Genomic DNA, 20,341 nt, shown 5'->3' with positions numbered 1-20,341 from the left:
ACCTGCTGGTAATAAGCCAGGATGGGGAGCATGACGAGTACCTTGCGCCGCCGTCCCGCCCAGCGCCGGAGCGTGGAGCGGGTGGAGCGGATGCTCGACGAGTGCGCGCTCCTGCTCGACGAGGTGGGCTACGAGGCGTTGACCACGAAGGAGGTCGCGCGCCGCGCCGAGGTCCCCATCGGCACCTTCTACCAGTTCTTCCGCGACAAGCAGGGCCTGGTGCGCGCCCTCGCGCTGCGCAACCTGGAGGCGTTCCTCCAGCGGGTCACCCAGCGCATCGCCGAGGCCGATCTCAGCCACTGGACCGACCTGGTCGACCTGGCCATCGACGAGTTCGTCGACATGAAGCGCACCACCCCCGGGTTCGCGGTGGTCGACTTCGGCGAGGTCCTGCCCACCCCGGGCGGGCCGCCGCTGGAGGGCACCAAACGCACGCTCGACAGCGCCCTCGACAACAACGTCATCGTGGCCGACCGGTTGCGCGCCCTCACCCTCGCCCTGCTCGACGCGCCCGCGGGCCCCGGGCTCGACCGGGCGCTCGTGGTCGCCGTCGAGGCCACCGACGCCGTGCTCAAGCTCGCCTTCCGGGCCGATCCCGGCGGCGACGCCGACCTGATCGCCGAGTGCAAGCAGCTCGTCCGCCGCTACCTCGCCGACCACCTGCCCTGATCCCCCAGGCGACGGCGTTCAGACGGGCGCGCTCATGGTGCCGCGTCCTGGAAGCGGTCGAGGATGGCGAAGGTCTCCCGCAGGCCGACGCCGGTGCCGAACGGGATGGTGCCGAGTGCGATGTTCGTGGGGCAGACCCTCGGACCTGGAGCGCACTCCAGGTCAAGCCGTTGACCTGGAGTGCGCTCCAGGTGAAAGACTGGGACGCGTGAGCGTGTACACCCCAGCCGAGGTCGTCGAGGAGACCGGCTTCAGCCTCGACACCCTCCGCTACTACGAGAAGATCGGCCTGCTGGAGCGCGTGGAGCGCAACGCGGCCGGTCAGCGCAGGTTCAGCGAGGAGGACGTCGGCTGGCTCGGCATGATCCGCTGCCTGCGCGACACCGGCATGCCCATCGCCATGCTGCTGCGCTTCGCCGAGCTCGTCCGCGGCGGCGACGAGACGATCCCCGACCGCATCAGGCTCCTGGAGGAGCACGACCGGCAGGTCCAGGCCCAGATCGCCAACCTGGCCGAGCGCCAGAACTACATCCACCGCAAGATTTCCTACTACCGCAGCGTCCTGTAGCCCTGCCTTGGTGGTCCGGTTGTTAGACCAAGGACCATGGCGGGAACCAGGGCGAAGCAGATCGACGTCCCGCTGGGCCGCATGGCCGTGCTCTGCGCCGCCCTGCTGTTCGTCCTGCTGGCCCACATCACGGTCGTCCAGGCGTTCGGGACGCGGGGGCTCAACGCCGACCGCCGCAACGAGCGCTCGCTCATCTCCCGGTTCGCCCGTCCGCGCGGCGACATCCTGACCTACGACGGCGCGACCGTGGCCAGGAGCCGCCCGACGCCCGGCGGCGGCCCGTACCGGTACCAGCGGGTCTACACCGACGGCGAGCTCTACGCCCCCGTGACCGGCTACCTGTCCCTCTACCGGTCCACGGGCGTGGAGGAGGCCGAGGACGGCGTCCTGTCCGGCGACGACGCCAAGGTCAAGGTGCGCTCGATGGTCAGCGACGGCGACGTGGCCGGCGCCGACGTGCGGCTGACCATCGGCCAGCGCACCCAGTGGGCCGCCTACCACGCCCTGGAGGCCGCCGGCGTGCCCGGCGCGGCCGTGGCCATCGACCCGGCCACCGGCGCGATCCTCGCCCTGGCCAGCTACCCGTCCTACGACCCCAACACGCTGGCCACCTTCGACCCCGCCCGGCTCGACGGCGCCCTCGACCGGCTGCGCGACGCCCCCGGCCGGCCCCTGCTGAACCGGGCGCTGGACCAGGTCTATCCGCCGGGGGCCACGTTCAAGGTGGTGACCACGGCCGCGGCGCTGGCCTCGGGGGAGTACACGCCGACGGCCCCCGTGGACGCCGTCGTCCGCCCGCGGCTGCCCGCCTCGCTCGCCGGTTCGTGCGGCAGGCCCCGGCCCACGCTGCTGCGCGCCTTCCAGACCTCGTGCGACACCGCGTTCGCGGGCATCGGGGTGCAGCTCGGCCAGGACAGCCTCAGGGACCAGGCCGAGGCGTTCGGGTTCGGCGACGGCGACCTGCGCGTGCCGATGGCTCCGGCGCGCAGCACGTACCCGCAGGGCATGGACCGGGCGCGGACCGCCCTGTCGGCCGTCGGCCGGGACCAGGACCGGGCGACGCCGCTGATGGTGGCGATGTTGTCGGCGGCCGTGGCCAACAACGGCGTGCTGATGCGGCCGTACCTGGTGGAGGAGGTGAGCCTGCCGGACGGCTCGCTGCTCGGCCAGGCGGGGCCGCAGCCGTACCGCACCACCATGACGACCGTCCAGGCCCGCTACCTGGCCGCGATGATGACCGCGGGGACGCACGCGGGCGGGCCGGGCGCGGCCGTCGCCGTCCCCGGCGTCGAGGTGGCCGCCAAGATCGCCGCGACGGGCGGCGAGCACGCGCTGGCCACGGCGTTCGCCCCGGCGACCGCCCCGGAGGTGGCGGTCGGCGTGGTGCTGGAGCACCCCGGCCCCCGGGCCGGCGCGGTGGCGCAGGTGGCCCGCGCGGTGCTGGAGGCCGCGCTGGCCTGACCGCGGGCCGCCGAGTTCGCCACCGATTGAGTCTGGGCGCGAACGGTAGTTGATGCCACACTCACAGTGATGCTGCGAACCGCCGATTTCCGCAACCTGCCGGCCGAGCCCAACCTGTTCGTGGGCCGGGAGTCCGATCTCGATGAGCTGGCCCACCTCGGCCGCGTCTCGCGCGTGGTGACGCTGTGCGGCGCGGGGGGCATCGGCAAGACGCGCCTGGCCCTGCGCCTGGCCGCCAGGGTCGCCGCCGAGCACCCCGACGGCGTGTGGCTGGTCGAGCTGGCCGACGTGGAGAAGGGCGAGCTGCGGGAGCGGGTCCGCGCCGCGCTCGGCATCGCCGAGGACCTGGCGGACACCATCGGCGGCCGCCGCGTGCTGCTCGTCCTGGACAACTGCGAGCCGGTGGTCGGCGAGTGCGCCGAGCTCTGCCGCGACCTGCTCGGCGCCTGCCCGCGGCTCACCGTGCTGGCCACCAGCCGCGAGCCGCTGCGGGTGCCGGGCGAGACGGTCTGGCGGGTGCCGCCGCTCTCGCTCGTCGGCGAGGAGAGCGAGGCCGTGCGCCTGTTCGTGACCAGGGCCACCGCCGCGCGTCCTGGCTTCGAGCTGACCGAGGAGACGCTGCCGCTGGCGATCGAGCTGTGCCAGGCGCTCGACGGGCTGCCGCTGGCGATCGAGCTGGCCGCCGCCATGGTGCGGGTGTTGTCGGTCAGGCAGCTCGTCGAGCGGCTCGACGACCGGTTCAGGGTGCTGGCGGGCGGCGCCCGTACGGCCCACGCCAGGCACCGTACGCTGCGTGCCGCCGTCGACTGGAGCTACCGGCTGCTCAGCCCCCAGGAACGCCTGCTGCTGCGCCGAGTGGCGGCCTTCCGCTCCTGCTGGACGCTCGACCTGGCCGAAGCGGTGTGCGCCGGTTCCGGCCTGCCCGAGGAGGACGTGCTGCCGCGCCTGTGCGACCTGGTGGACAAGTCGCTGGTCGTCCTCGACGGCGAGGTCGCCGGCCAGGCCCGCTACCGGCTGCTGGAGACCGTCCGCGAATACGCGCTGGAGCGGCTCGCGGAGTCCGGCGAGGAGGCGGCGCTGCGCCGCGCGCACCTGGCCGCGCTCGCCGGGCTGGCCGGGCGGTTCAAGGACGTCCTCGCGCCGGGCACGCGCACGTCGTGGCCCGTGGTCGAGCGCTACGTCAACCTGTTCGACGGGCTCAAGGCCGAGGTGGGCGCGGCCTGCGACTGGGCCGTGGCGAGCGGGTCGCCGCAGACCGCCCTGCAGCTGCTGACCGACGTGCGCTACCTGCTCATGGCCAGCGGGCGGCGGCTGGACATCGCCGAGCGGCTAGACCGGCTGCTCGCGCTCGACGCCCCCGACGTGCCCGAGGGCTTACGCGGGCAGGCGATGATCCTGCGCGGTGAGCTGGCGCTCGCGGCCGGCGAGACGGGGCTCGCGGCGCGGTGCGTACAGATCGGGCTGGCGCTGTGCGTCGACGCCCAGGACGCCTACGGCGAGGCCGTGGGCCTGATCATGCTCGCCCAGGCGACCGGCGACCAGGAGTCCCTGACCCCGGCCCTGGAGGCGGCGCGGCGGCGCGGCGACCCGATCCTGGAGTCGCTCGCCCAGGGCACCCGGGCCGACTTCGGCCTGCGGGCCGGCCGCCTGCATGAGGCGCGGCGCGCGTTCGAGGAGGTCCTGTCGCTGAGCGAACGGCTGGACAACCACCTCGGCCAGTCCTACGGGCACGTCGGCCTGGCCCAGATCGCCCGGCGCACCGGCGACCGGCCGGCCGCCCGGCGGCACTACGAGGCCGGCCTGCGCCTGCTGCGGCACATCGACGCCCGGCAGCAGATCGTGAGCTGCCTGGCCGGGCTCGGCCGCGTCGCGCTGGAGGAGGGCGACCTGGCCGAGGCCCGCGCGCGGCTCACCGAGGCGCTGGTGCTCAGCCGCGACGCGGGCCTGCGTGACAGCATCGCCCGGCGGCTGGCGGCCTGGGCGCGCCTGGTGGCGGCCGAGGGCGACGACCGGCGCGCGGTCCTGCTGGCCGCCGCCTCCCTGGGGCTGCGCGACCGCCGCCCCGACGCCCGCACCGAAGAGCTGCTGGCCCCCGTCCGCGAACGGCTGGGTGAGGCCGTGGTGGCGCTGCTGTGGGCCGAGGGCCTGGCGATGACGGCGGACCAGGCGGTCTCGTGCGCGCTCGGCGGCCCGTTGCCCGAGCTGCCGGCCGCGCCGGTCGCCCCGGCGGCCCAGGACAGCAGGCTGACGGCCAGGGAACGCGAGATCGCCGAGCTGGTCGCCCGCGGGCTGAGCAACCGGGCCATCGCCGACGAACTGGTGATCAGCCCGGCCACCGCCGCGCGGCACGTCGCCAACATCCTCGGCAAGCTGGGCTTCTCCACACGTACACAGATTGCCGCATGGGTGATCGGCGGACGCTGATCCCGGCGGGTTCTCTACACATCGCCGCCGCCCGCCGCTTACATCGTCGAATGGCCATGTCAGCGCATGTGCCGCCCCGGTCCGAACGCCTACCGTTCTGCGTGTGATCGACCGCGCCCCGCGCTTCCCGTCCTCGCGCCGGGGGCCGCGGCGGCCGATCGACCTAGGGACGTCACGCGTCCCGACGGAGCCGGGCCTTCTCGGAGGGGTGGGGGCCCGGTTCCGGGGCGCGTGACAGCGGGCTCGAGTCGCGCAGGGCTCGGGCCCGCCCACCTCGGCCCTGGGCTGGGGAAATGCACACCGCTCTACATAGATCGGTGGATGCGGCAGCCGCGCGGGCGACCGTACGTTGACGGGCATGACGCCGTCCGCCTCGTCCTCCGGCACCGTGATCCACGAGGTGTTCTGCCGGGCCTACGAGCGGGGCGAGCGGCCGGCGCTCATCGATCTGCGCGGCGGCCACGTCTACGGCTACCGCAGCCTGGTGACCGAGGTGACCAGGGCGGCGTCCGGGCTGGTGCGCAGGGGAGCGCGCCGCGACCAGGTGGTGGGGGTGCACGTCTCCACGACCGGCACCCAGACGGTGGCCCTGCACACCGTGCTGGCGGCGGGCGGGGTGGCCGCGCCGATCGGTCCGGGGCTCGGCGTCGAGGAGGTGGCGGCGCTGCTGCGCGAGTGCGACGCCCGCATGCTGATCACCACCCCCGACCTGGCGGAGACGGCGATCGCGGCGGCCGACGGCTCCCGCGTGCGCCAGGTGGTCTCGCTCGGCCCGGCGCTCGACACGATCGACTTCCGCGGCCTGCTCGTGCTGGAGCCCACCGCGCTGCCCGCCCTCGACGCCAAGCGCCAGGACGCGCTGGCGCTGCCCGGCGGCGCCCGGCTCACCCATGCCGACCTGCTGGCCAGGATGGCCGAGCTCGACGTGCCCGTCGGCCTGAGGGAGTCCGACGTCGTGCTGTGCACGTGGCCGCCCGGCGCCGGCGCCGACCTGCCAGCCCTGGTCGGCCTGGCCGTGTCCAAGGGCGCGCTGGTCGTGGCCGCGGGCCCCGGTGACCTGCCCGGATCCGGCTACGACGCGGGCGTCACCGTGCTCACCGGGCCGGCCGGCACGCTGGAGCGCGTGGGCTGAGTATGCGGACCTGTTACCTGCCCCGCCCTTGACGTCGGCGCGCGCGAAGTGGGTTGATAGCCGTTGTTGACAACGTTGTCAAAGGTCACCAACTTCGGGGGATCGCGAAGGGAATGGTGTGCGATGCGACGGTGGTTAGCGGCCGTCTCGATCACGATGGCGGGCGTTCTGGGCCTGGCGGGCTGCGGCGGAGGCAGCGGCGGCCAGACTTCTGAGCCGGGTTCGTCGAGCGGCGGCAAGCAGCAGGTGGAGGTCTTCTCCTGGTGGACGGGCCCCGGTGAGGCCGACGGCCTCGCGGCGATGAAGAAGATATTCGAGGACAAGAACCCGAACTACACGTTCTTCGACGCCGCCGTGGCGGGCGGCTCGGGTGACAAGGCCAAGGCGTTGTTGCAGTCGAAGTTGCAGGCCGGCACGCCGCCCGACACGTTCCAGGGGCACGCCGGCGCCGAGTTGCAGGGCTACATCAAGGCGGGCAACCTGGAGGACCTGACGTTCCTGTACGACGAGCTGAAGCTCAAGGACGTCTTCCCCGCCCAGCTCGTCGAGCAGATCAGCGTCGAGGGCAAGATCTACTCGGTGCCGGTCAACATCCACCGGTCCAACGTCCTGTGGTTCAACCCCAAGGTGCTCAAGGACGCCGGCATCGCGGCCGCGCCCAAGACGATCGAGGAGTTCATCGCCGACCTGGAGAAGGTCAAGGCCAAGGGCAAGATCCCGATCTCCGTCGGCTCGGAGTGGACCGCCACCCACCTGCTGGAGAACGTGCTGCTCGGCTCGCTCGGCACCGACGCCTACAACGCGCTGTTCAAGCCGGGCGCCGACTGGAGCGGCCCGCAGATGACGAAGGCGCTGGAGAACTACGCCAAGATCATGTCGTACGCGGGCGACCCGCAGGACGACTGGCAGCCCGCCGCCAAGCAGGTGGCCGACGGCGAGGCGGCGTTCAACATCATGGGCGACTGGGCCTACGGCTACTTCCACAACCCGCCGGAGGGCGGCCTCGGCAAGACGTCCAAGACGGACTTCGACTGGGCGCCCGCGCCCGGCACCGAGGGCACCTACATGTGGCTGTCGGACAGCTTCACGCTGCCCAAGGGCGCCAAGAACCGGGACGGGGCCGTCGCCTGGCTGAAGGTCGCGGCGAGCAAGGAGGGCCAGGACGCCTTCAACCCCAAGAAGGGCTCCATCCCCGCCCGCAAGGACGCCGACCAGTCGCTCTACACCGACTACCTGGCCGACGCGCTGAAGGACTGGTCGGGCGACAAGCTGGCCGGCTCCATCCAGCACGGCGTCTCGGTGAGCCAGCCGTGGCTGGCCTCGATCAACGAGGCGGTCGGGCTGTTCATCGGCAGCAAGGACGTCAAGGGCCTGCAGCAGGGCCTGGCCGACGCGGCCAAGGCCAACGCTCAGTGACGCATGCGGGTACGGCGGGACGCTCCCGCCGTACCCGCGCGAAGGGAAACGGTTGTGAGGCGGGCACGCACCTGGCTGCCCGGACTCCTCCTCGTCGCGCCGTCGATCGTGGCGATCGGCGTGTTCGTGTACGGCATGCTGGGCTGGAACTTCCGCCTGGCCATGACGGACCAGCACGATGAGGTGTCCGAGGGCACGTTCGTGGGGCTGAAGAACTTCGTCGACATCTGGGACCAGGCGCGCTGGCGTCTGTCGGTCGACCACGCGATCGTGTTCACGATCGCGTTCGTGGCGGGGGCGCTGGTGCTGGGCTGGTTCCTGGCGTTCCTCATGGAGAAGGGGATCTGGGGGGAGGGCACGTTCCGGGCGATCTACCTGTTCCCGATGGCCGTGTCGTTCGTCGCGACCGGCATCGTGTGGCGGTGGCTGATGAACTCGGGGACGGGTGAGCGGGCGGTCGGCCTGAACCGGCTGTTCGACGCGATCGGGCTGCCGCAGTGGCAGTGGTTCAGGGATCCGGACTGGGGGATGGCCGCGATGGCGCTCCCAGCGATCTGGCAGATGTCCGGATATGTCATGGCGTTGTTCCTGGCGGGCTTCCGCGGCGTCCCCGAGGAGCTGCGCGAGGCGGCGCGGGTGGACGGCGCCGGCGAGTGGGGCGTCTACCGGCACGTGGTGCTGCCCATGCTCAGGCCGGTCACCCTGTCGGCGCTGATCATCCTGGGACACATCTCGCTCAAGGTCTTCGACCTCATCGTGGCGGTGTCCGGCAAGCAGATCATCACCGACGTGCCCGCGGTGTTCATGTGGGTGGCGGTCTACGACTCGCACGACCCGGCGAAGGGGGCCACGATCGCCTCGTACATCGTGCTCAGCGTGGCGGTCTTCGTGATCCCGTACCTGATCTGGTCGGTGCGCAAGGAGCGCAGGCCATGACGGCCGTCGCGGCCCGGCGCAGGACCGGGTTCGGGATCGTGCGGTTCTGCCTGCTGCTCGCCCTGGTGGTCGTCGTCCTCGTCCCGATCTACGTGCTGCTGGCCACCAGCTTCAAGCCGCTCACCGAGGCCGACCCCGGCCAGGCGTGGAACCTGCCCAGGACGTGGACCACCGAGGCGTGGCGGGTGGCCTGGGAGAAGCTGGCCCCCGGCCTGTGGAACAGCGTGCTGCTGGCCGTCCCCGGCTCGCTGCTGTCGTGCGCGTTCGGGTCGATGAACGGCTACGTGCTGTCCAAATGGCGCTTCCCCGGCGCGGACGTGCTGTTCACGCTGTTCCTGTTCGGCATGTTCATCCCCTACCAGGGCGTGATGATCCCGCTGGTCAAGCTCATGGTCTGGCTGAACGAGCAGACCGGGCTGCAGGGCGTCTTCTACGGCGGCATCCCGGGCCTGGTGCTCGCGCACGTCGTGTACGGCATCCCCATCTGCACGCTGATCTTCCGCAACTACTACGTCACGATCCCCGACGAGCTGATCGAGGCCGCGCGGGTGGACGGCGCGGGGATGCTGCGCGCGTACTGGTCGGTCGTGCTGCCGGTGTCGTGGCCGGCGATCGCGGTGGTGATCATCTGGCAGTTCACCTCCCTGTGGAACGACTTCCTGTTCGCCGTCTTCATCACCGGTCCGCAGAGCTGGCCGACCACCGTCATGCTCAACAACATCGCCGGGGCCCAGGCCACCCCCTACAGCCAGCAGATGGCCGCGGCCGTCCTGGCCTCGATCCCGACCATGCTGATCTACGTGCTGCTCGGCCGGTTCTTCATGCGCGGCCTGATGGCGGGCGCGCTGAAGGGCTGACGCGGGGCGGCCCGCTACGCCGGTGACCGGCCGGCCAGCGCGTCGCCCAGCGGCGTGCGGGCGTACAGGACGGAACGGCCGGTGCGGGTGCCGACGACCAGGCCCGTCCTGCGCAGGACGGCCAGGTGCCCGCCGGTCGCGCCGAGGCTCTGGCCGAGCAGGGCGGCCAGGTGGGTGGTCGTGGCGGGCACGGCCAGCTCGGTGAGGAGGCGCGCCCTGGTGCGGCCGATCAGCAGCGCCAGGTCGCCGTCCGGCACGCCGACCGCGGCGCCCGTGCCGCGGGCCGGGTAGACCAGCGCGTTGGGCCAGGCCGCCTCCAGGTACACGCCGACCGAGCCGGAGAAGGCGGTCGGCACGAACAGCAGGCCCCCGCCGCCCGGCACGTGCGAGCCGTGGCGGGTGTGCAGGCGCACCTCGATGTGCCCGTCGGGACGCCAGCGCACCTGGTCGCTCAGGTCGTCCAGCGCGGCGGCCCAGCCGTAGGCGGCCAGGCGTCCGGCCCGCTGGATCACGTCGCGTTCGAGGATCGTGTGGAGTCGCGGCCAGCCGACCGAGATGATCTCCCGCCACAGCGCCTCGTACGCGTCGGCCAGCACCTCCACCACCCGCGGCGAGAACAGCAGGTCCCGGATCGGCTCCGGCACCGGCGGCAGCGCGGCCAGAACCCGGGCGATCTCCTCGTGCGCCTGGGCGACCGGGGTCCGGCGCATGGAGGCCAGCTCGGTCTCGAACGGCACGCTCATCCCGGCCGGCGGCGGGGCGATGAAGTCGACGTTCGCGTAGCCCTTGTTGCCGCTGATCGCCGCCAGCGCGCGCAGCGCCGGATGCCGTCGCACCAGGTCGAGGTACGGGCCGCGCCAGCGCTCCACCCACCGCCGGTGCACGCCGGGCTCGTTCCTGCCGTCGAGCGTCCAGTGGGCGTGCATGGTCTCGATCAGCGGCGAGATCGCGAACCTGCTGGCCACCAGGTCCTGCGGGGTCACCTGGATCTTCAGTGCCACCTTTCGGTTATATCCGAAACCATGGCCGGGCCGGGCGCCGGTTCAGCAGCATCGGGGATGTGAGAGCGGCGACGTACGGCGACGTGTTCGCGGTCAAGGAGTTCCGGGTGCTGTTCGGCAGCTTCGCGCTGCTGGTCACCGGGGAATCGATCAAGATGCTGGCCCTGTCCGTGCTGGTGTACGCGCGGACGGGCTCCCCGGGGTTGTCGGCGGCGGCGTACATGGCGGGGTGGCTGCCGTACATCGTGGGCGGGATGTTCCTGCTGTCGCTGGCCGACCGGCTGCGGCCCCGGGCGCTGATGGTGACCGGCGAGCTGGTCAGGGCGGCGGTGTGCCTGCTGCTCGCCTACGCCGGGCTGCCGGTGTGGGGGATGCTGGCGCTCGTGCTGGTCAGCGGGCTGTTCTCGCCGGTGTTCGGGGCGGCCAGGTCGGCGGCGCTGCCGGACGTCCTGCCGGGGGACGCGTTCGTGCTCGGCCGGTCGGTGATCGGGGTCACCTCGGCGGCCTCCCAGGTCGGCGGGCTCGCGGCCGGAGGCGCGTTCCTGGCCTTCGCCGGGGCGCCGGGCGCGCTGGCCGCCACCGCCGCGCTGTCGGCACTCGGCGCGGTGGTCCTGCGGTTCGGCCTGCCCGACCGTCCCGCCCGCGCCGCCGCGGGGAGCGGCGGGACGGGGGCCGTGCGGCAGACGCTGCGGGTGAACCGGTCGCTGCTGGCCGACCGGCGGGTGCGCGGGCTGCTGCTGGCCGGATGGCTGCCGACGATGTGCCTGGCCGGGGCGGAGGCGATGATCGTGCCCTACCTGGGCGGTGAGGGGCGGGCGGGCGTGGTGCTCGCCGCGGCGGCGGCCGGGATGGCGGTGGGGGAGTTCACCGTGGGCAGGTTCGCCGCGCCGCCGCTGCGGGAGCGGCTGTCGGCGCCGCTCGCCGTGCTGCTCGGGGTGCCGTGGCTGGGGTTCGCGCTCGGGCCCGGCGTGGGGTGGGCCGCGGTGCTGGCCGCGTGCGCGGCCGCGGGGCTGTCGTACCAGCTCGGGTTGCAGTGGCGGTTCGTGGACGCGGTGCCCGAGGAGGGGCGCGGGCAGGCGTTCGGGCTGCAGTCGGCGGGGCTGATGACGGGACAGGCGGCCGGGGCGGCGCTGGTCGGCGTGCTGGGCGAGACGATCGGGCCGGGGGGCGCGATCGTCGCGGCGGGCGCGGCCGGCGTCCTGGTCGCGCTGGCCCTGCTTGTGCCCCTACGCCCTGCCAAGCCCTCCGGCCCTGCTGGTTCCTCTGTTGCGGTCACGTCACGGGAAGCTCCCCGGAGCCGCGCGGGATGAGGCGTACGGGCAGCTCGACGTGCTCCGGCGGCCCGCCGTCACCGCGCAGGCGCCGGAACAGCAGCTCGGCGGCCACCCGGCCCATCCAGGCCGGATCCTGCGCCACCACGCTCACCCCTGGCCGCAGCAGGTCGGCCAGCTCGAAGTCGTCGAACCCCACCAGCGCCAGCGGCCGCCCCTCCAGGGCCCGCAACGCGGTCACCGTGAGCCGCCCGTTCCCGGTGAACAGCGCGGTCGGCGGCGCGTCCAGGGCCAGCATGCGCCGCAGGTCGGCCCGTACGTCGTCGAGCGACGGCGGGCGCATCGCCACCAGCCGCGGGTCGAACAGCCCGCCGAGCGCCCGCCGGTAACCCGCCAGCCGCCGCGCCGCGGTGTAGATCGCCGGATCGTCGCCCAGGAACGCGATCCTGTGGTGCCCGTGCGTGAGCAGGTGCCGGACGGCCTGCTCGGCCCCGCCCGCGTTGTCGGCGAGCACGGTGTCCACCTCGATCCCCGGCTCGGGCGGCCGGTCGGCGAACACCACGGGCGTGCCGGCCTCCAGCTCGCCCCGCAGGTAGGCGTGGTCGTCACCGGCCGGGACGACGATCAGCCCGTCCACCCTGCGCGCGCAGAACGTCTCGACCAGCTCGCGCTCCCGGCCCGGCTCCTCGCCCGAGGACCCGCTGAGCAGCAGGCAGCCGTGGTCGATGACGACGTCCTCGACGGCCCGGCTGAGACCGGCGTAGAAGGGGTCGGCGACGTCCTCGATGACCAGCCCGATGGTGGCGGTCATGCCCGTGCGCAGGACCCGGGCGCTCTCGTTGCGGCTGTAGCCCAGCCGGTCGATGGCCGCCCGCACCCGCTCGGCGGTGGCCGGATGGACGCCGGGCTCGCCGTTGACCACGCGCGAGACGGTCTTGAGCGCCACGCCCGCCGCCGCCGCGACGTCCTTCATCGTCGGTCTCACGCATGGATCATGTCCTACTGCACCCGGGCGGACAACGTTGTCAGACGCCTGTGCCAGAGTAGGTGCCCTATGTCGTTGCGACACGCCTTGCTGGTGGCCGGGTTCGTGCTGGCCGCGCTCAACCTGAGGCCCGCCATCGCGGGCCTGTCACCGCTGCTCGACGAGATCATGAAAGACCTGGGGCTGTCGCCGTCGGGCGGCGGCGCGATCACCACCGTCATGGTGGTCTGCCTGGGCGTGTTCGGCCCGGTGGCCCCGCTGCTCGCGCGGCGCATCGGCCTGGACAGGACGCTGCTGGCCGGCCTGCTCGTGGTCGCGGCGGGGGAGTGCCTGCGCGGGCTCGACGGCGTTCCCATGCTCTACCTGGGCTCGGCGCTGGCCGCGACCGCCATCGCCGTCATGAACGTCTCCATGCCCGGCATCGTCAAGCAGCACTTCCCCGAGCGCGTCAACCTGCTCACCGGCGTCTATGTCGCGGCCGTGGTGGCCGGCGCGGCCGGGGCCTCGGCCCTGGTGATCCCGCTGGAGCGGGCCACCGGCTTCGACTGGCGCGGCGTCTCGGCGCTGCTCGCCGTGCCCGCCGTGCTCGCGGCCCTGCTCTGGCTGCCGCAGGCGGTCCGGGGCGGGCCCGCCGAGCAGGGCGGCCCGAGGCCGTTCGGCGCCGTCCTGCGCAGCCGCGTCACCTGGTACGTGACCGCGCTCATGGGCCTGCAGTCGCTCACCTTCTACGTCATGCTGGCCTGGCTGCCGACCATCTTCCTCGACGCCGGCCTGCCCGCCGACCAGGCCGGCTACCTGCTCAGCCTGACGAACCTGGTCCAGGTCGCGACCTCGCTCGCGGTGCCGGTGCTGGCCGGCCGCCGGGCCTCGCAGGTGCCGTACGTGGTGGGCGCCGGCGTGCTGACCGTGCTCGGCTACCTCGGCGTGCTGCTGGCCCCGGCCACCGTGCCGTGGTTGTGGATGATCGTGCTCGGCATCGGCCAGGGGGCCTCGTTCGCGCTGGCGCTGCTGATCATCGCCCTGCGCCCGGCCGATCCGGCCGGCGTGACCGCGCTGTCGGCCGTGGCCCAGTCGGTGGGGTACGTCGTGGCCGCGCTGGGCCCGCTGCTGTTCGGCTACCTGAGAGAGGTCTCGGGCGGCTGGACCGTGCCGCTGACGGTCGGCCTCGGGGTTCTCGGGGCTCAGCTGGTGGCTGGATGGTTCGCCGGACGCCCTGCTACCTTAGGTAAGGCTAACCTGTAGAAGGGATACGCAGCGTGCTGACCGAGGCTCTCCAGCGTCTGGCCGACGGCCGGGGCGGCGTCATCGGGGTCGAGCCAGAGCTCGTCATCGACCCCGACGAGAGCTGGACGGCCGCCGCCGACCTGGCGCGGGAGCCGTACACGCTGTTGGCCGGCCTGGTCGAGCAGACGGCGGCACGCTGGAACGCGCCCCGGCACGTCGGCGCGGCGCTGTTCTGGAAGACCTTCGGCTACTGGCACAGCCTGCCCATGGCGCTCGGCTGGGCCCTCGACGGCCGCGTCCCCGTCATGCGGCTGGCCGACACCTACTTCAAGGTCTCCGACGCCGGCGTGACGATCGCCGCCAGCCGGGTGAGCTGGGGCACGGGCGTCGAACCCATCCGCGAGTCGCTGGCCGAGGCGCAGCAGCCGCTGGTCAAGGCCATCAGCGCGCTCGCCAAGGTCGGCGAGCGCACCTTGTGGGGCTCGACCGCCGAGGCGTTCGCCCATCCGCTGACCTGCATCGTCAAGGGCGACTACATGGCCCTGCTCGCCGAGCTCGGCAGCCCGGTCGACGGGCTGGTCGAGCCCGCCGACGACGGCTACTTCCGCAGGACGTGCTGCCTGTGGATCACCCTGCCCGACGTCGAGGCGTGCGGGAGCTGCTGCGTGCTCAGGCCACAGCCACCGGCTCGTCCATAGGACGCAGCTCGTCGGCGTAGCTCACCGACACCCGGCGCATGACGCCGCTGTCGTCGATGGAGTACTGGCCGAGCCGCCACAACGGCGGCGAGTACGCGTGGATCGAGACGCTCTCGCCCTCCGCGCCGCCGAGCCGGTGGATGTGGTCGGGCCCGAACGAGAACGACTGACCGGCCGGCACCACGGTCTCCAGGTGCTCGCCGCCGATGCGCGGATTGCACTCCTGCAACGCCCCCTGCACGACGTGCACCGCGCCCGAGGAGATGTCGTGGTCGTGCCAGCCCGTGTCGTCCTCAGGACGCCAGCACAGCACCCAGACGTCCACATAGGCGTCCCGGTACAGGGAGGCGTAATGCCGTCCGCCGTCGGCCGGGAAGTCGACCATGTCACGCCACTCCTGCGGGTTGGCGGCCAGCTCGTCGACCAGGTCGCGCAGCTCACGCCGGTCGAGCGTGCGCTCCGGCAGCCCGGCACACACGCCCCCGCCCTGGATCTGGATGTCACTCACGTACGAGTCTCCTTTCTGTATCTAATTGCCTCACTCCGTGAGGCGGCTCGGTCGCCATATGCCGGCGTCTTCCCCCGCTCTGGTCGCTGCGCTCCCGACGCTCCTCCAGACGCCGGCGCTCCCTCGCGGATCTCATTGCCTCACTCCATGAGGCGGCTCGGTCGCCTGTATGCCGGCGCTCGCTCGCGGGGTCATGGTGGGGGGAGGCCCAGGAGGCGGCGGGGGTTGGTGGAGTGGATGGCGTGGTGGGCGGCGGTGCCGAGGCCGGGGTCGGGGGCCGTGGCGTACGGCGCGTCGGAGCCGTTGACGACGACGTCCACGCCCAGCTCGCGGACGATCGCGTCGATGGCACGCGGCCCGTACGAGGACGTCTCCACGTAGAAACCGGGATCCACCAGGCCGCGCCCGGTGCCGCCACGGGCGATGAGCCGTTCGGAGTGCAGCGGCGCCAGCCCCGCCAGCAGCGCGAAGCACACCCGCAGCCGAGGATGCCGGGGCCGGACCACGGCGTGGAAGTGATGCCAGGCCGCGTGCATCTGCTGCACGTACGGCACCAGCGCCGGCCACCACGGCGGCGTCCCCGGCGGCGGCGGCACGGCGGCGGGCCCGGGATGCACGAACAGCGGCAGGTCCCGCTCGGTGAGCACGTCGAGCAGCCGGTCGTCGGGTACGGCGGTGGCCGGGATCTGCAGCCCGGCCAGCCCCCGGTCGAGGTCCTTGGCCAGCCGCTCAGGATCGGGCTCGCTGTGACAGGTCGCCGCCCACACCCCGAACGGCTCGCCCAGCCCGAGCGCGCCCTCGTGGTAGGCGTCGATCAGCGGCCACGCCTCCTCCGGCGGCAGGAACTCCACGCCCAGCGGGCTCGACATCGACACCAGCGCCAGGTCGAGCCCGGTCGTGTCCCGGTGCTCGTGGTCGGCCGGGTTCACCTCGTACGGCGGCTCGCCGTCGAGCAGCAGCGTCCAGCCGTCGAGCCGGGGCGGGACGGTGCGAGCGCGCAGCGCGGCGACGAACGAACCCGTCCACAGGTGCTGGTGCACGTCGATGCTCACGATCACACCTCCCTCTATTTCCTACTGAGATTACAGGTAAACGAACTGTACTGCGAAATCAAGCAGGTGAACCGTTTCAGTGATACGGTTCAGTGAACCGCTTCACTGCCCTATTTGTCAACGGTTCGCACGTCGAGGGCGGTACGAGAAGAACCCCGCGAGCCCGTGCGGTAGTCCGGCTTCTGTCGGTGGCAGGCAATAGGCTGGCGGGATGCCGCGGAAGAGAGCGACGATTCGGGAAGTGGCCCGCGCGACCGGCCTGTCTCCGGCGGCCGTCTCCTATGCGCTGCGCGGCATGCAGGTCTCGGAGGAGACCATGGAGCGCGTGCGCGCCGCCGCCGCCGAGCTCGGCTACGAGGCCGACCCCATCGCCAGGGCCCTGGCCAGCGGCCGCACGGGCATGATCGGCCTGCTCTGCGGATCGCTCGAAGACCTGTGGCAGCAGTCGCTGGCGGTCGGCATCAGCAGGGGCCTGCGGGAGAAAGACCGCTATGCCCTGATCCTCGACGCGGTCGGCGACCCCGACCGTGAGCGTGTGCTCGCCCAGCAGCTCCGCGACCAGCGCGTCGACGGCATGATCGTGCAGCCGGTCGACCCTGCCGCGCCGTTCTGGGCCGAGCTGTGCGACTCGCTGCCCGTCGTCGCGATCGGCGACTCACTGGCGGGCACGGCGGGCGAGGTCGTCTTCGACAACCGCCGGGGCGTCACGCTGGCCCTGGAACACCTGGCCGGCCTCGGTCACCGCCGGGTGGCCGTGCTCACGCCCACCCAGGCCAGCACCCCCGACCGTCCGGCCGACGTGCACGTCCTGGCCGAGGCCGACCGGCTGGGGCTCGACATCGAGGTCGTCACGGCCCCCCACGGCCTGGCGGCGGCCACCTCGGCGGCCCACGAGATCCTCTCCACGTCCAGGCCGAGCGCGGTCTTCTGCTTCGCCGACTCCATCGCCTACGGCGTCTACGCCGCGGCCAAGGAGCTGGGCCTGTCCATCCCGGGCGACGTGTCGGTCATGGGCTACGACGACCATCCCATGTCGGGGCTGCTCACCCCCGGCCTGACCACCGTCGACTGGGACATCGACGGCATCGTCAGGGCCGCGGTGCGGCTCATCGCGGCCGCGGCCGACGGCGGCACCCGCCGCCGCCGGGTGGTTCAGGAGCCGACGCTCAGGGAGCGGGGCTCGGTCGCGCAAGCGCCGCCCGCGCCTCGTCCAGCTCGTCGGTGAGCTGCCCGTCGGGCCGTGCCCCCTTGCGGGCCCGCACGGCGGCGGCGCGCTCGCAGGCCAGCACGATCTCCAGCGGTTCCAGGCAGCGCAGCGCGTGGCGGGCGGCCTGGGTGGCGAAACCGGCGTGGTCCTCGGTGCCCAGCGAGATCACCGCGGTTCCGGTCGTCACGGGGGCCGCGAGGTGGCGCAGCTCGGCCAGGGCGTCCTGGGCCACGTACTCCAGGATCATCAGCCCGGAGGCGCCCGGCCGGTCGGCCAGGAAGGGCAGCTGCCCGGTGTAGGCGGGGTTCATGAGGGTGGCCAGGCGGGCGGTGCTGAGCTGGGCGGTCTGGGCCAGCGCGGCGCGCAGCGCGTCGAGGGCCAGGGCTACCGGGGCCGAGTGGAAGTTGCCGTTGTGCCAGGCCAGGGTGCCGGTGATGAGCGGGTTCTCGGTGGCGGCGTTCAGGTCGGTCTCGACGGTGGCGCTGGCACGCTCCAACGCGTCCACGGCCGCGCCGTGCACCTGCGCGAAGGCGCGGTAGCCGTACGGGTCCTGGACGCGGGTGGCCAGCTCGTGGGTGAGCAGGCCGCGCAGGCGTCCGGCCACGCGCGACTGTCCCGGATGCGGCCTGGCCTCCTGGACGGCGGCGGCCAGCGGCTCGGCGGAGGCGTCCACCGCGGTGAAGGACAGGGCGGCCACGTCGACGGCCGCCTCCAGCAGCGCGCCCAGCCGGTGGCAGGCCAGCGCGGCGTCGGCCAGTGTGGCCGCGCCCGAGCTGATGAAGGGCAGCGCGTCGCCGGAGGCGAGCGCGAAGCGCGGCCCGGCCGTCTCCTCGCCCGCCCGCCGCCAGGGCACCTCGCCCAGCAGGCACAGGGCCGTGGTGGCGAGCGCGGTCAGGTCGCCGGTGCCGATCGCGCCGTACGTGCGGACCGGCGGCGTGAACCCGCCCGTGACCGCCTCGGCCAGGACGGGCAGCACGGCCGGGTCGATGCCCGAGCCGCCCGCGACGAGCTGGTTGAGCCGCACGACGAGCATGGCCCGCGCGCGCTCGTCGGCCACCAGGGGACCCGCTCCGCAGGCGTGGCTGCGCAGCAGGTCGAGGCCGGGGGAGTCGAGCCGGACGTCCCGGTTGGCGCCCACGCCCGTGCTGCGGCCGTAGACGGGGCCGGTCAGCCCCTGGGCGGTGGCCCACGAGGCCCGGGCCCGATCGAGGGGACCGATCGTGACCCGGGCTCGGCCGTGGGCGGCTTCGTGCACCTGGGCGCAGGTCAGGCCGGCGCCGTTGAGCTGCATGGGGAGGGGATCAGTCGTTGTCGGGGATGAACAGGCCGAGCAGCCAGCTGACCACGCTGATGATGATCGCGCCCCAGAAGGCGGCGGGGTAGAAGTTGTCGACGTGGAAGGGGATGTCGAACTGGCCGGCGATCCAGCTCGTCAGCAGCAGCATGGCCGCGTTGATGACGAGGAGGAACAACCCGAGGGTCAGCACGATGACCGCGCAGCCCAGCGCCTTGACGATCGGCTTCACGATGGCGTTGACGACACCGAAGATCAGGGCCACGAGGAGCAGGACGCCCCAGTACTTGGCCGAGTTCTCCGGGGCGGTGATCTTGATGCCGTCGAGGAGCTGGATGGCGACCCAGAGGGCGGCGGCCGCGGCCACGGTTCTGATGATGAATCTCACGCTGGTTGATCCTCCCACTTCGCGATCGCCGGCGCGATAGATCGACCGCGCGAAGCCGATCGAGCACGCACTGTGGCGGCGGTTACCTGTGACTCATGTCGGGAAAGGGAGCGGGATGGACGCTAATGGTCTTGATTCGTTGCCCGCGGCGGAGTTGCACGACCGAGCGGTGCGGTACGCCGTACGCCATGGGGATCTGGGCTTCCTGTGGAACCTGCTGAAGGTGATCCCGGCCGCCGAGGCCGCGAGCGGTCACGAGAGTGAGACCGCCAACGACCTCAGCCGGGTGTCCGCGCTGCTCAGCGACGCGCTCGCGGCGGGCGAGGGTGAGCTGGGCGAGGCGTTGCGCCCGATCTACCTGGAATATCTGCGCGATCATCCCGACGCCTGACGCCTGAACCCCGGCGCCTGAAACCCGCTATCGGGGCCGCGCCTCAGCCGGCCAGGCGCGCCCCCGCGGCGATGCCCGAGATGCCCGGCGTGCTGACCTCCTGGCCGTCCCGGAGCACGATCATGGTGTCGTACGCGCCGGCCTCGGCCAGGTCGGCCGCGAACCGCCTGGCCAGGGTGGGGCCCATGGCGTACATGGCGGTGGCGTAGGCGTCGGCCACGCCGAGGTCGGGGCCGATCACGGTGACCGAGCCGAGCGTCTGCTGGCGCTCCCCGGTGCGCGGGTCCACCACGGCCGCGCCGCCCGAGGTGGCGATGCCGAGGTCGTGGGCGAACAGCGCCTTCCTGACGACGTCGGTGCGCGGGTCGCGGATGCCGACGCGCCACGGCTTGCCCGGGGCGGCCGAGCCGCGCACCCTGATGTCGCCGCCCGCGTTGATGCGGTGGTCGCCGGCGCCCGCGTTGCACAGGGCCCGCGACAGGCGTTCCAGGGCCCAGCCCTTGATGTAGCCGGACGGGTCGATCACGCCGTTGATCCGGTGCTCGAACCAGCCGCCGGTCGCCTCGCCCAGCTCTTCGCAGCGGTGCAGGACCTCGACGAGCTCGGGGATCTGCCTGATGGTCAGGCCGTGGTTCAGGCGCCAGATCTGGCTGTCCTCCTTGGCCGGGCTGAAGGTGTCGGCCACCCAGCGCAACCAGGAGAAGGCGTCGTCGAGCAGGGGGGTGAGCTCTCGGGCCGGCAGAGCCGTGCGGATGTCCACACTGACGGGCATGCCCATGACCGTGTCGACACGGGCGCTTCCGGGGAAAATCGTCACCTGGCCTCCTTGTCCGCTGCCCACGCTCTCACGTCCGCCGTA

20 protein-coding genes are annotated in these 20,341 nt (G+C 72.8%); 13 read left to right on the top strand and 7 right to left on the bottom strand.

The window, feature by feature from the left end:
- Window positions 1-30: 30 nt before the first annotated feature.
- The 8 genes from ACIBQ6_RS08235 to ACIBQ6_RS08200 all read left to right on the top strand — a co-directional run bounded on the left by ACIBQ6_RS08235 (window position 31) and on the right by ACIBQ6_RS08200 (window position 9,463).
- The gene (locus tag ACIBQ6_RS08235; RefSeq protein WP_358288428.1) at window positions 31-669 is read left to right on the top strand and encodes a TetR family transcriptional regulator; all 639 of its coding nucleotides are present in this window, start codon (window positions 31-33) and stop codon (window positions 667-669) included.
- Between the two features lie 208 nt (window positions 670-877).
- Complete coding sequence (locus ACIBQ6_RS08230) at window positions 878-1,237, top strand: MerR family transcriptional regulator (protein ID WP_397164667.1); 360 nt, start codon at window positions 878-880, stop codon at window positions 1,235-1,237.
- Window positions 1,238-1,273: 36 nt separating this feature from the next.
- The gene (locus tag ACIBQ6_RS08225) at window positions 1,274-2,698 is read left to right on the top strand and encodes a penicillin-binding transpeptidase domain-containing protein (RefSeq protein WP_397210722.1); all 1,425 of its coding nucleotides are present in this window, start codon (window positions 1,274-1,276) and stop codon (window positions 2,696-2,698) included.
- 69 nt (window positions 2,699-2,767) lie between these two features.
- Window positions 2,768-5,122: an ATP-binding protein gene (locus ACIBQ6_RS08220; protein WP_397210721.1), complete on the top strand. Its 2,355-nt coding sequence runs from the start codon at window positions 2,768-2,770 to the stop codon at window positions 5,120-5,122.
- Window positions 5,123-5,480: 358 nt separating this feature from the next.
- On the top strand, window positions 5,481-6,254 hold the full coding sequence (locus tag ACIBQ6_RS08215; RefSeq protein ID WP_397210720.1) for an AMP-binding protein: 774 nt from the start codon (window positions 5,481-5,483) through the stop codon (window positions 6,252-6,254).
- A 123-nt stretch (window positions 6,255-6,377) separates the two neighbouring features.
- On the top strand, window positions 6,378-7,670 hold the full coding sequence (locus tag ACIBQ6_RS08210; protein WP_358288420.1) for an ABC transporter substrate-binding protein: 1,293 nt from the start codon (window positions 6,378-6,380) through the stop codon (window positions 7,668-7,670).
- Window positions 7,671-7,724: 54 nt separating this feature from the next.
- Window positions 7,725-8,606, top strand: a complete 882-nt coding sequence (locus ACIBQ6_RS08205; protein ID WP_357972963.1) for a sugar ABC transporter permease — start codon at window positions 7,725-7,727, stop codon at window positions 8,604-8,606.
- A complete protein-coding gene (locus ACIBQ6_RS08200) occupies window positions 8,603-9,463 on the top strand; it encodes a carbohydrate ABC transporter permease (RefSeq protein ID WP_358288417.1) in 861 nt (286 codons plus the stop codon). The genes ACIBQ6_RS08205 and ACIBQ6_RS08200 overlap by 4 nt, the downstream gene beginning before the upstream one ends.
- A 14-nt stretch (window positions 9,464-9,477) precedes the next feature.
- Here the strand turns inward: ACIBQ6_RS08200 and ACIBQ6_RS08195 are convergent, their stop codons facing one another.
- The gene (locus ACIBQ6_RS08195) at window positions 9,478-10,464 is read right to left on the bottom strand and encodes an ArsR family transcriptional regulator (RefSeq protein ID WP_397210719.1); all 987 of its coding nucleotides are present in this window, start codon (window positions 10,462-10,464) and stop codon (window positions 9,478-9,480) included.
- Window positions 10,465-10,523: 59 nt separating this feature from the next.
- On the opposite strand from ACIBQ6_RS08195, the gene ACIBQ6_RS08190 reads away from it, so the two are divergent.
- Window positions 10,524-11,774 (top strand): MFS transporter, encoded by a 1,251-nt coding sequence (locus ACIBQ6_RS08190; protein ID WP_397210718.1) that lies wholly within the window; start codon window positions 10,524-10,526, stop codon window positions 11,772-11,774.
- Here ACIBQ6_RS08190 and ACIBQ6_RS08185 read toward each other — a convergent pair.
- The gene (locus tag ACIBQ6_RS08185; RefSeq protein WP_397210717.1) at window positions 11,737-12,720 is read right to left on the bottom strand and encodes a LacI family DNA-binding transcriptional regulator; all 984 of its coding nucleotides are present in this window, start codon (window positions 12,718-12,720) and stop codon (window positions 11,737-11,739) included. The genes ACIBQ6_RS08190 and ACIBQ6_RS08185 overlap by 38 nt on opposite strands.
- A 69-nt stretch (window positions 12,721-12,789) precedes the next feature.
- Between ACIBQ6_RS08185 and ACIBQ6_RS08180 the strand changes: the two genes are divergently transcribed.
- Window positions 12,790-13,962, top strand: a complete 1,173-nt coding sequence (locus ACIBQ6_RS08180) for an MFS transporter (protein WP_358288409.1) — start codon at window positions 12,790-12,792, stop codon at window positions 13,960-13,962.
- A 14-nt stretch (window positions 13,963-13,976) separates the two neighbouring features.
- On the top strand, window positions 13,977-14,642 hold the full coding sequence (locus ACIBQ6_RS08175) for a hypothetical protein (protein WP_358288406.1): 666 nt from the start codon (window positions 13,977-13,979) through the stop codon (window positions 14,640-14,642).
- Here ACIBQ6_RS08175 and ACIBQ6_RS08170 read toward each other — a convergent pair.
- Both ACIBQ6_RS08170 and ACIBQ6_RS08165 read right to left on the bottom strand, forming a co-directional pair.
- The gene (locus tag ACIBQ6_RS08170; RefSeq protein ID WP_352323951.1) at window positions 14,614-15,150 is read right to left on the bottom strand and encodes a cysteine dioxygenase family protein; all 537 of its coding nucleotides are present in this window, start codon (window positions 15,148-15,150) and stop codon (window positions 14,614-14,616) included. The genes ACIBQ6_RS08175 and ACIBQ6_RS08170 overlap by 29 nt on opposite strands.
- A gap of 191 nt (window positions 15,151-15,341) precedes the next feature.
- On the bottom strand, window positions 15,342-16,202 hold the full coding sequence (locus ACIBQ6_RS08165) for an amidohydrolase (protein WP_358288403.1): 861 nt from the start codon (window positions 16,200-16,202) through the stop codon (window positions 15,342-15,344).
- 241 nt (window positions 16,203-16,443) lie between these two features.
- On the opposite strand from ACIBQ6_RS08165, the gene ACIBQ6_RS08160 reads away from it, so the two are divergent.
- The gene (locus ACIBQ6_RS08160; RefSeq protein ID WP_397210716.1) at window positions 16,444-17,427 is read left to right on the top strand and encodes a LacI family DNA-binding transcriptional regulator; all 984 of its coding nucleotides are present in this window, start codon (window positions 16,444-16,446) and stop codon (window positions 17,425-17,427) included.
- Here ACIBQ6_RS08160 and ACIBQ6_RS08155 read toward each other — a convergent pair.
- Together ACIBQ6_RS08155 and ACIBQ6_RS08150 are read right to left on the bottom strand one after the other, a co-directional pair.
- Window positions 17,369-18,700 carry an aromatic amino acid ammonia-lyase gene (locus ACIBQ6_RS08155; protein ID WP_397210715.1) on the bottom strand — a complete coding sequence of 444 codons (1,332 nt, stop codon included), beginning with the start codon at window positions 18,698-18,700 and terminating at the stop codon, window positions 17,369-17,371. The two genes, ACIBQ6_RS08160 and ACIBQ6_RS08155, sit on opposite strands and share 59 nt — an antisense overlap.
- Before the next feature lie 10 nt (window positions 18,701-18,710).
- The gene (locus ACIBQ6_RS08150) at window positions 18,711-19,091 is read right to left on the bottom strand and encodes a phage holin family protein (RefSeq protein ID WP_352319465.1); all 381 of its coding nucleotides are present in this window, start codon (window positions 19,089-19,091) and stop codon (window positions 18,711-18,713) included.
- Between the two features lie 115 nt (window positions 19,092-19,206).
- Between ACIBQ6_RS08150 and ACIBQ6_RS08145 the strand changes: the two genes are divergently transcribed.
- Window positions 19,207-19,482: a hypothetical protein gene (locus tag ACIBQ6_RS08145; protein WP_352319467.1), complete on the top strand. Its 276-nt coding sequence runs from the start codon at window positions 19,207-19,209 to the stop codon at window positions 19,480-19,482.
- A 43-nt stretch (window positions 19,483-19,525) separates the two neighbouring features.
- On the opposite strand, the gene ACIBQ6_RS08140 is transcribed toward ACIBQ6_RS08145, so the two are convergent.
- A complete protein-coding gene (locus ACIBQ6_RS08140) occupies window positions 19,526-20,299 on the bottom strand; it encodes an FAD:protein FMN transferase (protein ID WP_358288394.1) in 774 nt (257 codons plus the stop codon).
- Window positions 20,300-20,341: the final 42 nt, after the last annotated feature.

The sequence above is a fragment of the Nonomuraea sp. NPDC049655 genome, assembly GCF_044465465.1.
Classification (GTDB): domain Bacteria; phylum Actinomycetota; class Actinomycetes; order Streptosporangiales; family Streptosporangiaceae; genus Nonomuraea.
Note: the sequence above shows the minus strand (reverse complement) of the source record. Positions and strands in the feature narration are given on the sequence as shown.